Genomic DNA, 13,182 nt, shown 5'->3' with positions numbered 1-13,182 from the left:
AGCCGACGTCTTCGACTTCATCGAGACGTTCTACAACCGCCGCCGTCTGCGCAGACACAAGGTCTTCGGCTACCTCACCCCGGCCGAGACCCGACGGCGACACCGACACGCCCTCGCGGCATAACCATCGAATGTCCAAGATCACGGGGAAGCTCCACGCCCGGCTGTGCGGACTTCGGCAGGCAGTTCGTGACATTGCGGGCCTTGTGAACCCAGCACCGCTGATGACGAGCGGCCGGAAAGACCTGGGCCAGCGCCTTCCACAGGCCCATCGCTCCATCGCCGACCACCAGCTCAGGGTCGCGCATGCCACACCTGCGGCAGTCGCGCAGCAGGTCCCGCCCACGACTCGGTCGATTCGCGCATGCCCTCCGCCAGCGCGATCAGTTCCTTGGTGCCGTCCAGGCGGACGCCGAGCAGGACCAGCACGCACGAGTGCGTCTGCCCGAGCCTCACCTTGGGGTGCACGCCGTCGGCCCACACGTAGACGAAGTCGCGGTCTGACAGGTCCCTGGCCTGGAAGGCGGCATGGTCATCGCCCCACTGCCGAGTCAGCCGGGTCACCGTCACCGTCGCCGGCGACAGACCGGCCGTCGAGCCGAGGAACTGCTACAGCGCGGGCACGAAGTCCCCGGACGACAGTCCGTGCAGGTAGAGCAGCGGCAGCACCTCGGAGATCTTCGGCGACTTGCGGCACCACGGCGGCAGGATCTTGGAGGAGAACCGCTTGCGCTCGCCGGTGGCCTCGTCCACGCGGCGGTCGTTCACTCGCGGTGCCCGCACCTCGACCGGGCCAGCGGCAGTGACGACGGTCCTGGGCCGGTGATGGCCGTTGCGGACTACCAGCCGTCGGCCTGCCTCATCGGTCTCGGCAGCCAACTCGGCTATGTACTGGTTGACTTCTGCCTCCAGTGCCGCGGCGAGCATCCGCCGGGCGCCCTCACGGACGATCTCGTCGATCAGGAAACCGGACTGGGGGGAGCCATCCTCGGTGACTACGCTGAGCACGGACGGACGTACCTTCCCGACCCGCGCGCCAACGCGGGCCTACTCGGTGACCATCACAGGATCGTTCGGGAAGGTACGCCCTTCGCGTTCCACCCGGGACTGATCCACAGGTATCGAGCATTGCTCGTAAACGCCGAAGACACCGCCGTGGACGTCCTCGGCTGAACTGGCCTTTCGAGGCTCGTGATCGTCTCCAACGAGGCGTTCACAGGCGCTCGAAGACCTTGACCGACCCTCGGCTTTGCGCGGCGCTGGTCGACCGGCTCACCTGCAACGTCGTGCTCATCGAGACGGGGCCGAGTGGTATCGCCTTGCCCGCACACGGGCAATCAGGACGAGCGCAACAAGAGTGACGGCCCATTGAAGCCGCTCGGAAACTCACATGCTCGCGCAACATCTTCCACCGTCCCTTCCGCCGCACGATGACGTTCGCCCCCCGGCCCCTGCCCTGAGCGGCGCTCACCATCCAGAAAATCCGGTCCAGGCGAGAACCGGTACCGGGAGCTCCTTCCACTCTTCCTCTGACGTGAGGATGACGGGGCCTTGGTGCGGTCGTGGAAGCAGCAGGATCCATGCGGCTTCGAGGAAACCCGTTGGGCTGCCCGGCTTGTTCCAGTCATGATCTGCGTATGGATGCCTATCTGGAGACCGAGCGGTTGGTCCTGCGGCGCTTCACTGCCGATGACGCCGGCCTGTTGATCGAGCTGGACAGCGACCCGGCGGTGATGCGCTACCTGACCGGCGGCCAGCCGACCGCGCCGCAGGTCGTTCGGGAGCAGCACCTGCCGCGCATCCTCGCCGGCTACGAGCAGTGGTTCGGCGAGCTGGGGCTCTTCGCCGCGCACGAAAAGGACGGCGGTGCGTTCATCGGCTGGTTCCTCTCCCGTCCACAGCCAGAGGGTCCGCTGGACGAAGTCGAACTCGGCTACCGACTGCGACGGGCGGCATGGGGCAAGGGTTATGCGACCGAGGGCTCGCGCGCCCTGCTGGCGAAGGCATTCACGGAGCTCGGTGTGCGCATGGTCTGGGCCGAGACCATGTCCGTGAACAACGGTTCGCGCAACGTCATGGAGAAGCTCAAGATGACGCGCACAGCAAGCATTCCCGTCCCCTCCGACATGGAGATGATCGAGGGCTCCGAGCACGGAGGGGTACGGTACGAGATCACCAAGGAGCAGTGGAAACAGTGAGCCCTTCTCCAGCTGGCGTCTGTGACCGCGAGTCGGGAAGTCCTAGACGATGACGAAGCTCCTGGTGGATGGGGCCTCGTCCGAGACCGGCCGTGCCGTCCAGGAGTTTCGCGTGCTTGGCTACCCGTTCTCTATCGATCTGCCCAGCCGCAATTGATAGCCAGACGGCAGAAGATAGGGCCCATTGGCGGCGCCTTCCCACCGTGCCCACCTGCGGTGCGGTGGCCTCCACCCAGCTGGCGGCCGGGTTCGGCATCGGTATCGCGACCTCCTTCCGCTACATGCGAGAGGCCGTCGACGTAGCCCCAGCGACATGATTACTTCGGCGGCCTGCAGGCCGCCGTCGCCCGTCACAGCGACAAGGTGCTGGACGTGTACGTTTACGCCGAACCCCACCACCGCGCCGCCGCCCTCATGCACCAGCTGGTGCGCGTGCCCGCCTTGGAGGCCCGGAACAAGCTGTTCGCCGCCGTCGTCGCTGCCTCGTACCTCAGCGCCTCCGGGCTGTTCGTCACCGTCACCGCCAAGACCGCCGCCGACCTCGCCGAACGCATCGACCGCGACGCCCTCGACGTCCGCAGCGCCGCTCGCGAGATCCGCGCCTGGACGCAGAACTGAGCGGCGGCGGCTCCGAAGCGCGCCAGTGAGCACTGCCTAGCGGAGACAGCACAGTCCGCTGCGTCAGGGCTGGCCGCCCCGAGCATCGTGGTCCGGTTCGCCGCGCGAGCAACCTGCCTGTAGGCAACCTCCACCTGTACGAGTGAGACGGTCGACGCCGCCGGGAGCGGCTCTACCGGCACCCGCAGGCGCCCCGAGCACCTGATCGCGCGCCTCACTGACGGCCGGGCCGCACTTACCCGGGTTTCGTGGCCCCCGGCCCTGACCGCGCAGGTCGCTGCGCACCTGCCGGCCGCCGGTGGCGCGGCGTGCGTACGGACGCGGGCGACAGCTACGCCACTGCGGCCCGCGGTCTGGTCGTGGTACTCGCGGCTACCACGCGGTATGCGGGCGTGACCGTCCCGCGGGTGGGCTGAGCTGAGTCGGGCATCGGCCTGTGACCGGTTGGTACGGATCCGGTCTACCGGTGTGTGGCTTCGCGGGAGGCGGTCCGGTGGGTGCGGCCGACCGCGCGGCCCACCGTGTTGCGTATCGCGAGGCCCGGCCGGGTGCGGGGGATCATGAGCCGGGTGAGCAGGCCGACACGCCGCTGCCGAGGGTTTGTCTCCCTGCGAAGCCGCGCCTCGTAGGCGGCGAAGGCGCGGGCGTGGTCACCGGGGTGGGAGGCGAGTTCTTCCGCGAGGGCGTACGCGCCCGCCATCGCCATGCTGGACCCGTCGCCGAGCAGGGCTGTCGCCGCGGCCGCGTCCCCGAGCAGGACGACCCGGCCCCGGGACCACGAGGGCACCCGGACGGTGGTCAGGGGGTCGAAGAACGGAGCCGGGTGGTCGAGGAACGCCGCCACGAGTTCCGGTGCCCGCCACCGCACATCGGCGTAGGCGTCGGCCACGGTCTGCTTGTGGAGGGTGATGTTCTTGCGCTCGTAGGGCGCCTGTGGGGCCCGGAAGGTGAAGATGGCGAGCGGAGTGGTCCGTGAGGGATGGACGGCGAGCATCCGGTTCGGCGCGGTCAGCATCGTCATCTCGCTCGGGTCCTCGACGGCGTCGGGTTCCAGCGGCACGGTCGCGCCGTACAGCCCCGAGTCGCTCGTGAACTGCCGCTCGGGTCCGAATACCAGGCGACGGATGGCGGAGTGCAACCCGTCGGCGCCGACCACCAGGTCGAAGCGCCGTGGCGCGGACCGCCGGAAGGTGACGTCGACGCCGCCCCCGTCCTGCTCGAGAGCAGTGACCGTGTCGTCGAACACGAACTCGGCCTCGGTCCGCGCCGACCGGTGGAGCACCTCGGACAGGTCGGCTCGGGTCACCTCGACCGTCTTGGCTTCGTCCGAGGGGAGCGGGATCTGCATGATGCGCCTGCCGTCGGGGTCGAGCAGGGTCAGTGACCGATTGCGGGTGGCGAGCTCACGGAGCTCCGGAAGGATGTTCATGTCCCGGGCGACCGGGATCGCGGGCCCTTTCACGACGATCGCGCTGCCACCGGAGCGCAACTGCCGGGCATGCTCGATGACGGTTGGCCGGTAGCCACTGCGGGAGAGCCAGTACGCGAGTGCGGGCCCAGCGATCCCGGCACCGACTATCAGCACCTCAGGCTTCTTCATGACGATGACCTCTCACAGTGTCGATGACCGGCGCCCGGCGCGTGCCCGGTCTCTCAAAAACGGCGGCACGGGACCACACCGCCCGACCCAGGTACGAAGAATTTCGTACCTCAGTGGAGCACATCGATCAGGTACGGTTCAAGTCGTACCTGAAGGGGGTGCTGCGTGACGGAGAGGAACCGCACGAGCCCGGAGGCCGACGCGTTTGATCTGGGGGCGGTCTTCCGCGCCCTCGCCGACCGACACCGGCGTTCGGTGATGACAGAGCTGGCCGCCGACTGCGGCGACAGCGAGCGGGGCTGCAACTCGTTCGACCTCCCCGTATCGAAACAGACCCAGACCCACCACTTCCGGGTCCTGCGCGAGGCAGGCCTCATCGACGAGATCGACTACGGCAACCGCAAAGGCATCCGGCTACGGCGCACTGACGTGGAGAGAAGATTCCCCGGACTGCTCGCGCTTCTGGCAGCGGAGGCTTCGGGCGGCACCGCACCTCACTGAGCAGGCAAGGGATGCGGGTCGACCAGCACGGCCTGGAGATCGTCGGGGCGCCCGGCCCGCTCGTCGAGGCCGCTTCGGGTACGGCGCGGGGGAGTGGTGGTGACCGCGACATGCGTGCGTTGAGCTGAGGTCCGCTGTGCGCTCCGGCCTGGCTCAGCGCCATCACCACCAGCAACGGGCGCGCAGCGCACCCTGGGGCAGCCAGCGGAAGTGGTCGATGCGCACGGGAGGCGGTCCTACCCGGCAGCCGGACATCTGGCCGCTTGCCGCGACATCAACCTCCCCGCCGCTGTGGCCCTGCTCTGTGCCCGCGCGTTCGCCACCGGCCGCCCCCGGCCGTGGGGTGTGCACCGATCTCCTTGAGGGGGTCCGCCTGCCCAGCCTTCGAGCGGGCAAGGCGGAGGGGTCTGTTACGTCAGGCGGGCGGGTAGAGGTTGCGCCCTGGCGGTGCGTCACTGTCGACGACAATCTGGAGGTCGTAGACAAGCACCAACTCCAGTACCGATGAAGAGCGCTCAGGCGGTGGAAGATACGCTCGGCCACCTTCCGCTCCCGGCTTTGGTCCCTGGTCGCGATGGCTCACCATGCCTTCAGCTTGTTGACCAGCCGCTCAGAGCACACCTCGATGCGGTTGAGCCGCGCTGTCCGGATGACCGTCCGTCCAGCGCGGCACGTTTGTCAGCCGTTGCGTTCCGCGGCGGCGAGGTGGCGTTGCCGCGCGGCCTCGGCATACCGGGGAGCGAACTTCATCTCATGGGCCTCGGGCACCTCGTAGGGGGACTGCCACCCGTCCGGTACGAAGCTGTCGCCGTCCTCGTCGCAGACGTGGCACGCGGCGCACCACTGGGTGCGCCAGCCGTAGGCGATGGCGCGGACCCCGTCGAACTCCTCATCCAGCGGACCGTCCACCCGGTACCACTGGTGGAGTTCCTGCGCACCGCAGCACGGACAGGGCGCCGCGAGGTCCGGCGCGGCGCGTTCCGCGTCGAAGACGGCCCGCCAGGTATCGGTGGATTCGGGCGGGACGAGCCGCCAGTTGCCCGGTCCCGGCAGCGCGGTCTGGTCCAGGTCGAACAGGTTCAGCTCGGTTGCCTCGATGGAGCCGAGCATGGTGCACTCGCCGGTCGTCAGATCAACCCGGATGGGGCCGATGCCGATGACCATCTGCGAGGGGTCCCCGGTCTCCAGGTAGCCCTGGGTCTGAAATCCGAAGTAGGCGGCTTCGCCGAGCACGGTCGCGGCCCCCTCCACGGGCACCAACTGCACCTGGGAGTTGAGTGGATCCGCGGCCACGTACTGCTGGGCCAGCAGCGCCGCCCGTTCGAGATCGATCACTGGTCGGTCCTCAGGAATCCGTAGTTCCGGTAAGCGCGTGGGTTGGCGTGTCCCGACTGACCGTCGAGGAAGACGACATCGCCCTCGACGTTTACCACGTTGAAGACGTGCGAGTCGTTTTTACCGGGTCCGAAACCCCATACGATACCGCGTGCTCCGTTTCCAGCTGCCTGGACGTCTCGCACGATGCCGCTGAGGGTCGTCCGCAGAAACGGTCTGCCACCGTAGAGTTTAGTGATCGCCGAGTCGGAGCCCCGCCCGAGGTTCGCCGGGGCCGACGACGGAGCACCTTCGGCCAGCAATCGGTCGACGGCGACAGCGCAGGCACGGCAGTTGTTCCCGCCCTTTTGCGGATTGACCAGCTTCGTCAGCTCGGACGTGATCGGCGTCTTGTAGGCGAGCTTGCCCCGCAGGTAGTGAACTGTCCCTCCGCCACCCGCGCCGAACCTCAGGTTCCCGATCGCGGACGCCGCGGCTTCTTCCGGGACTACTGCTGCTCGCCGCCATCCGGTGAGACCGCCGACCCCCACCAGCACAATCTGCTCGGTCAGTTCGTCGGCCGCCTCTGCGTACTGGTCCGCCAGTGCGTCGCAGCCCTGCTGGCGCAGCCGGTATTCGGTCCGGTAGAGCCGGTAGGCGGGGCGGATGGGGAGGTACTTGTCGAAAAAGCCGCCCACGCCGCCGTTTTCGCCGGTGAAGGCGTCGTGCAGGTCGCCGGCGAGTACGCCGGGCGACTTGAAGACGTCGACGAAGGCGTCGCCGAAGATGCTGAGGAACTCGCCGATGTCGTCGATATCGTCGTCGGGGTCCGCGGGGGTCCGGCCGCTGGGGTCGGTGTAGCGGGTCGGGGCGTTGTCGGCGTAGGCGTACGGCGAGACGTACGGCGTCGACTCGTTCCGTGGTGCCGGGTCGCGGCTGGTGAAGCGGCCGGTGTCGGTGTCGTACTGGCGGGCGTGCAGGTCGAGGTTGCCGGTGGTGGTTTCGTAGCGGGCGCCGGTGTAGGAGGGGGTGCCGGCCGGGGCGCCGCTGGTGACGGTGTTGAGGACGCGGGTGCCGTACGGGTCGTAGGCCCAGCGTTGGTGGAGGGTGCCGGTGCTGCTGGTGACGTCGACCGGGGAGCCCTGGGTGTCGTGGTGGTAGTAGAAGAGTGCTCCGGCGCCGGTTTTGGTGGCGGTGGGCTGGCCGAGGGGGTCGTAGCGGTAGGACTGCTTGATGGCCCAGGCGCTGTCGTACTCGGTGGCCAGGAGGGGCAGTGGGGCGTTGGGGTCCCACTGGGTGCGGTTGGTGACGGTGCCGGCGGTGGAGGTGGTGACCTGGTTGCCGCTGGCGTCGTGGTCGTAGGTGTAGGCGGTGCCCGTGACGGTGGCGGCGGAGATCTGTCCGGCCAGATCGTAGGTGTAGGTGTCGGCGCCCGCCTTGGTCTGGTTGCCCTCGCTGTCGTAGTCGAAGGCGGTGGTGGTGGTGCCGGTGGTGGTGGAGGTGAGCTGGTCGGCGTCGTCGTAGGTGTAGTCGGTGGTGGCACTGCCCAGGGTGGCGGTGAGGCGGTTTCCGGCCTTGTCGTAGGTGTAGGAGGTGGTGCGGCCGGATGCGCAGCCGGTGACCCAGGGCTGCGGGGCGCAGCCGGAGGTCAGGCGGCCTGTGGTGTCGTAGGTGAGGTCGTAGCCGCCGGTGCCGACGCCGGCCCGCGTGGTGTCGACGCGGGTGGGCAGGCCCGCGGCGGAGAGGGTGAGGGCGGTCTTGGTGACCGTGGTGCCTGCCTTGGCGGAGGTGACGGCGGTCAGGCGGCCTGCGCGGTCGTAGGTGCGGTCCTCGGTCTCGGTGTTGGGCAGCGCCGACTTGGTGAGGTGGTCCGCCGGGTCCCAGGTGTAGCTGGTGGTTTTGGCATCGGCCGTCATGGTCGCGGTGCGGCCGTCGTTGTCGTAGGTGTAGCCGATCGTGTTGCCGTCGGAGTACTTGCGGGTGAGCAGGTGGCCGGCGTCGTCGTAGGTGTAGGCGAAGCCGCGGGTCTTGGTGAGTCTGTTGAGCGCGTCGTAGACGAAGTCCTCGGACATCTTCGCGTTCGCGCGGGCGGTCAGGCGGCCGGCGTCGTCGTAGCCGTAGGTCGCGTCGGGTGTGGCGTCGGAGTAGTCGACCCCTGTGAGCAGGCCGCGCGGGTCATAGGTGTAGCCGGTGGAGCCGCGGGACGTGGTTTTCTTGGTCAGGTTGCTGTCGGCGTCGTAGGCGTAGGCGGTCTGGCGCTTCAGCGGGTCGGTGACCGAGGTGAGGCGGTGGGCCGCGTCGTAGCCGTAGGTGGTGACGTGGCCGCGTGCGTCGGTGCGGCCGGTGACGTTGCCGACCTCGTCCAGTTCGTAGCTGGTGACGGCGCCGCCGGGGGCGGTGACCGCGGTGAGCCTATCCAGTTCGTCGTAGCCGTAGTGCGTGGTGCGCTTGTCGGCGTCCGTCTGCTGGATGACGTTGCCCACCGAGTCGTAGGCGGTGGTCGTGACACCGCCGAGTGGGCCGGTGACGGTGGTGGGGTTGCCCGCCGGGTCGTAGCCGTAGGTGGTGGTGTACTGGGCGGGGTTGGCGCCGGTGGCGTTGCCGCGCGGGTCGACCGCGGTGAGCTGGCGGCCGTCGTCGTCGTAGGTCCAGCTCGCCTTGTTGCCGAGCGGAGAGGTGCGGCTGAGCGGGTTGCCGTCGGCGTCGTAGGCGTAGGTGGTGGTTCTACCCAGTTGATCGGTGCTGCTGGTGAGCCGGTTGTTCTTGTCGTAGACGGAACTGACCGATTTCCCCGCGGCATCGGTGACCTTGGTGACGTTGTCATTGGCGTCGTAGCCGTAGCTGGTGGTGTGGCCCAGTGGGTCGGTGACCACCTGCGGCCGGTTCACCGGGTCATAGGTCGTGGAGGTGGAAGCGCCGGTGGGACCTGTGACCTTGGTGTTGTTTCCGGCCGCGTCGTAGCCGTAGGAGGTGGTGTAGGCGGCCGGGTCAGCGCCGTCGGTGTTGCCCCGCGGTGTGACGCTGCTCAGCAGGCGGCCCACCTTGTCCCAGGTGTATCTGGTCTTGCCGCCGGCGGCGTCGGTCTCGGAGGACAGGCGCCCGCTTGCGTCGTAGGTGCGGGTGACGGACTCACCGGACGGGTCGGTGGCCCGGATCAGATTCCCGGCGTCGTCGTAGCCGAACGTGGTTTCACCCACCGGGCTCTTCGCGGACGTCAGTTGCTCGGCGCCGTTGTACCCGTAGGAGGTGGTGCGGCCCAGCGGGTCGGTGGACGACGTGAACAGCCCGCGGCCGTCGTAGGTGTAGTGGGTGGTGTAGGCGGCTGGGTCGGCGCCGTCGGCGTTGCCGCGCGGGTCCGTCTTGGACAGGACCCGCCCGGCCTTGTCGTAGGTGAACGTCGTCTTCTCACCCAGCGGAGTGGTGACCGAGGTCCGGTTGCCCGCCGCGTCGTAGCCGTAGGTGGTGACCTTGCCGCGCGGGCTTGTCACCGTCTCCAAAGACCCCAGGGCGGTGTAGGTGTAGGCGGTCATCCCATTCAATGGGTCGGTGGCCGTGAGCAGTTGGTTCGACGTGGTGTAGGTGTACGTCGTCTTGTAGCCGCGGCCGTCGGTGTGGCTGGTGATATTGCCCGCGGTGTCGTAGGTCCAGCTCTCGCCGTAGCCGAGCGCCGCCGGCGCCTTGCGGGTGAGCATCCGCCCGGCGCTGTCGTACGTCATCGACGTGGCGTTGCCGCGCTGGTCGGTGATGGCGACGGGGCGCAGGTAGCGGTCGTAGTCGTAGGTGATGCTCTTGCCGTAGGGGTCGATCGTCTGCATCAGGACGTTACCGGCGTACACGTCCGTCCACACCCCGCCGTCGGGGGCGGTGGTGTGCGACTCGCTCTTGCCGTCCCAGGTGAACGCGGTCGTCTTGGTGTTCTGGTCGGTCTGGGATTTGACGCGGCCAGCGGCGTCGTAAGCGTTGGTGACTGTGCCGCCGGCCGGATCGGTGTACGAAGACAGCCGCTTGTCGGTGCCGTACGTGTATGCCGAGGTCCGGCCGGCCGGGTCAGTCACCGACGTCAGCAGGCCGCCGGTGTAGCCGTAGGACACCGACGTGCCATCCGGCAGGCCCACCTTGGACAGCAGTCCGTCGGCACCCGGGGTGAATGTGGTGCTGCGGCCTGCCGCGTCCTTGACGGAGGCGAGCTTGCCGGATGCGTAGGTCAGGCTCAGGCCCTTACCCGCCTTGTCCACGACGGACGTGAGCAGACCGGTGCTGTCAAAGGTCCGTTTGGTGTGGTCCGGTGTGGTGATCGTGTACGTACTGGTGCCCTTGACCAGCTTGGCCGCCGAACCCGCCGGAGCGGTGTACGTGCCGTTGCTCGCCTGCGTGAAGACGAACGCCGCACCGTCGTCCGTCCGGTAGGTCACCTTCCCTGTGGCGACAGTGAGTCGCGCGTCGAACGGGGTGGCCCAGCCGCGACCCAGCAGGCCGACCGTGCTGGAGTCCGAGCGATAGGTCCGATCGAGAGTCAAGGGAACCCCCGGGCTTACCAGCGAGGCGTCCGTAAGCTGCTCATAGAACATGCCGGTCGCAGTGTTGACCGGGTCGGCCCGGTGAGCCTGTGCGTAGCAGGTGCAGATGCCTGCTTGTGCGCCCGGAATTATGGGTGTGTAGTACGCCTCTACCGGCGGTGAGGTGGTCCCGCCCGGACTTGACGAGCCGTCCGAGCTGTTCAGAAAGACCCAGGCGTAATACTTCTTCCCGTCCTGCAGCTTCCCGCCCAGCGCGTTGTTCGCCCACCAGAAGCACTGATCGGTGGGATAGGAATTGCTGGACCACCAGTCGTAACACCAGGCCCCGGTGTCCGGGGTGTAGCCGCTGGGATCATCAGCGGACTTCTTGATCTCCTGCTGGACTACCGGGTTACCCGCCTCATCCATGACGTATAACCACATCCCGCTGTACGTCGACCCTCGCTTGGGCAGCTTCACCTGCCCGCCGATCGACAACAGCCCTGGGTATGCGGTTGCCCAGGCCGACACCGAGACGGGGTTCTCGGGAGCCGCTGCGGCGCCTCGCGTATCCGCGCTCGCTTCCGCGGCGGGACCGCGCTCGATGCGCTTTGGGTCCGGCCGGTTGTGGGGCATGCCCTTGGCCGTGCGCTCCGGTGCGTCCATGTAGGCCCGCATCGGGGAGAGTTCGTGCCGTTCTTCTTTGACCTGCCTGCGGCGCTCGGCCAGCGTCATAGCCTTTGGCGGCTTCGGTAGATCAGCAGCCGTCCGAACGTCGGCCTGGGTGACGGCAACCGAGGGCGCCGACGGCGGCCGGTCCCGGGGCGACGCCCAGGATGGGATGATCCCGGCTATCGCCACGAGAGCCAGGGTTAAAACGGCTATGACAAGTCTTCGCACCTGAGTGCACATCGTGAGTCACCTGCGGGGCAGTTGTGAATGTTGGGCCGCAATAATCCTTGGTCGGGGTCTTACAGGTGTAACCCGCAATAACAGATACGGCCGGATCTGGGTGAAGACTCTGCGTCAGCTTCGCGCGTCAGTGCTGGCCACGTGATCAAGGAGCAGGAGAGGGGTAGAAATATTCTGGCTTGAAAGTGAACTTGAGCGATGGACTCCAAGCGAAGACTTGGTCAGTCACAGATTGACTTGAGGGAAATCATGAGGGAACTCAAGGCATTCGCCCCCTTCTCACGTAGTTACTGACCTTGTCGGGGTGTTGTCGTAGTGGGTGACGAGTGGTGATCCCTGCGGTAGGCCAGTGGTATGCGGTACGCACAGGGTGGCGGGCTGACCGCCGAGCGGCAGCGCTTTCGTGAACGGATCCGGCTCGAGGCCGGTGAGCGGTTCGCACGGGGCGAGAAGAACGCGATGATCGCGAAGTACCTGCGGGTGAGTGTGCGTTCGGTGGAGCGCTGGCGGCAGGCCTGGCGCCGGGGCGGAACCGCCGCGCTGGCCTGCGCCGGACCGCCGAAGCTGCCCAAGCTGAGCGACGAGCGGTTCGCCGAACTGGAGAAGGAGCTGGTCAAAGGCCCGGCCGGACACGGCTGGGAGGACCAGCGCTGGACGCTGGCGAGAATCCGGGACGTGATCGCCTCCACCTTCGACCTGGAGGTCTCGCCGGCGGCGGTCGCCCGGCTGATGCACCGGCACGGCTGGTCCTGGCAGTCACCCGCCCGCCGGGCCCTGGAGCGTGACGAGCACGCGGTGGAGTTGTGGAAGAAGGACGTGTGGCCGCAGGCGGAATGACTGCGGCGGCGCTGGGCGCCTTCCTCGTCTTCGAGGACGAGGCGGGGTTCGGGATGACCCCGCCGAAGGCCCGCACCTGGGGCCGGCTGGGGCAGACGCCGGTGGTGCGGGTGCGCGGCCGGTCCTGGCGCCGCTACTCGATCGCCGCCCTGTGCTGCTACCGGCCGGGCGAGCCCTCCCGCCTGATCTTCCGGCCCCGCCGCCACCGCAAGCACCGCGGCACCGGACGCAACAGCTTCGCCTGGACCGACTACCGCGACCTCATCGTCCGTGCCCACATCCAGCTCAACGCCCCCATCGTCCTGATCTGGGACAACCTCAACACCCACCGGACGGCCGGGATGCGCCAATACGCGGACGAGCACGACTGGCTCACCATCATCCAGCTGCCGTCCTACGCACCGGAACTGAACCCGGTCGAAGGCATCTGGTCGCTCCTGCGGCGCGGCCCGCTGGCCAATGTCGCCTTCAGCGACGACGACCACCTCGAACGCACCCTTCGCCGCGGCCTGCGGCACATCCAGCTCCGGCCCAACCTGATCGACGGTTGCCTGCTCGAAACCGGACTCGACCCGCGTCCTCATCCGACAACACCCCGAGAGGCTCAGTAACGGTAGTTCGTTAAATCCGGCGGTATAGGTCAATGCCGTGTCCGGTGGTGACTGCGTCGAGCAGGGCCTGGAGCTCGGAGGGCGGGTCCTTGTCC

At 67.9% G+C, this 13,182-nt stretch carries 8 protein-coding genes and 2 pseudogenes; 6 read left to right on the top strand and 4 right to left on the bottom strand.

Annotated features, from left to right (window positions below; all coding sequences use genetic code 11):
- Positions 1 to 158: 158 nt before the first annotated feature.
- A pseudogene (locus ACH4RC_RS41925) lies at positions 159 to 1,008 on the bottom strand (IS256 family transposase); the annotation flags it as partial.
- Positions 1,009 to 1,637: 629 nt separating this feature from the next.
- On the opposite strand from ACH4RC_RS41925, the gene ACH4RC_RS41920 reads away from it, so the two are divergent.
- From ACH4RC_RS41920 to ACH4RC_RS41910, 3 genes and pseudogenes are all read left to right on the top strand, one after another.
- Positions 1,638 to 2,198 carry a GNAT family N-acetyltransferase gene (locus tag ACH4RC_RS41920; protein WP_398210288.1) on the top strand — a complete coding sequence of 187 codons (561 nt, stop codon included), beginning with the start codon at positions 1,638 to 1,640 and terminating at the stop codon, positions 2,196 to 2,198.
- Between the two features lie 205 nt (positions 2,199 to 2,403).
- Positions 2,404 to 2,509 (top strand): annotated as a pseudogene (locus tag ACH4RC_RS41915) (IS5/IS1182 family transposase); the annotation flags it as partial.
- A 61-nt stretch (positions 2,510 to 2,570) separates the two neighbouring features.
- Complete coding sequence (locus ACH4RC_RS41910) at positions 2,571 to 2,816, top strand: hypothetical protein (protein WP_398210286.1); 246 nt, start codon at positions 2,571 to 2,573, stop codon at positions 2,814 to 2,816.
- 460 nt (positions 2,817 to 3,276) lie between these two features.
- On the opposite strand, the gene ACH4RC_RS41905 is transcribed toward ACH4RC_RS41910, so the two are convergent.
- On the bottom strand, positions 3,277 to 4,416 hold the full coding sequence (locus ACH4RC_RS41905) for an FAD-dependent monooxygenase (protein WP_398210283.1): 1,140 nt from the start codon (positions 4,414 to 4,416) through the stop codon (positions 3,277 to 3,279).
- Positions 4,417 to 4,581: 165 nt separating this feature from the next.
- Between ACH4RC_RS41905 and ACH4RC_RS41900 the strand changes: the two genes are divergently transcribed.
- Positions 4,582 to 4,917 carry an ArsR/SmtB family transcription factor gene (locus ACH4RC_RS41900; RefSeq protein ID WP_398210282.1) on the top strand — a complete coding sequence of 112 codons (336 nt, stop codon included), beginning with the start codon at positions 4,582 to 4,584 and terminating at the stop codon, positions 4,915 to 4,917.
- 678 nt (positions 4,918 to 5,595) lie between these two features.
- On the opposite strand, the gene ACH4RC_RS41895 is transcribed toward ACH4RC_RS41900, so the two are convergent.
- Both ACH4RC_RS41895 and ACH4RC_RS41890 read right to left on the bottom strand, forming a co-directional pair.
- On the bottom strand, positions 5,596 to 6,252 hold the full coding sequence (locus ACH4RC_RS41895) for a hypothetical protein (RefSeq protein ID WP_398210280.1): 657 nt from the start codon (positions 6,250 to 6,252) through the stop codon (positions 5,596 to 5,598).
- A complete protein-coding gene (locus ACH4RC_RS41890; protein ID WP_398210278.1) occupies positions 6,249 to 11,462 on the bottom strand; it encodes a DUF6531 domain-containing protein in 5,214 nt (1,737 codons plus the stop codon). The genes ACH4RC_RS41895 and ACH4RC_RS41890 overlap by 4 nt, the downstream gene beginning before the upstream one ends.
- Positions 11,463 to 11,993: 531 nt before the next feature.
- Between ACH4RC_RS41890 and ACH4RC_RS41885 the strand changes: the two genes are divergently transcribed.
- Positions 11,994 to 12,476 (top strand): winged helix-turn-helix domain-containing protein, encoded by a 483-nt coding sequence (locus tag ACH4RC_RS41885; protein WP_398210275.1) that lies wholly within the window; start codon positions 11,994 to 11,996, stop codon positions 12,474 to 12,476.
- Positions 12,473 to 13,087, top strand: coding sequence for a transposase (locus ACH4RC_RS41880; protein ID WP_398210290.1), 615 nt, complete (start codon positions 12,473 to 12,475; stop codon positions 13,085 to 13,087). Before ACH4RC_RS41885 ends, ACH4RC_RS41880 begins: the two co-directional genes overlap by 4 nt.
- Positions 13,088 to 13,182 lie beyond the last annotated feature (95 nt).

Source organism: Streptomyces sp. NPDC016845, assembly GCF_044332585.1.
Lineage (GTDB): Bacteria > Actinomycetota > Actinomycetes > Streptomycetales > Streptomycetaceae > Streptomyces.
The sequence above is the reverse complement of the archived record's forward strand: the minus strand, read 5'-3'. Positions and strand labels throughout refer to the sequence as shown.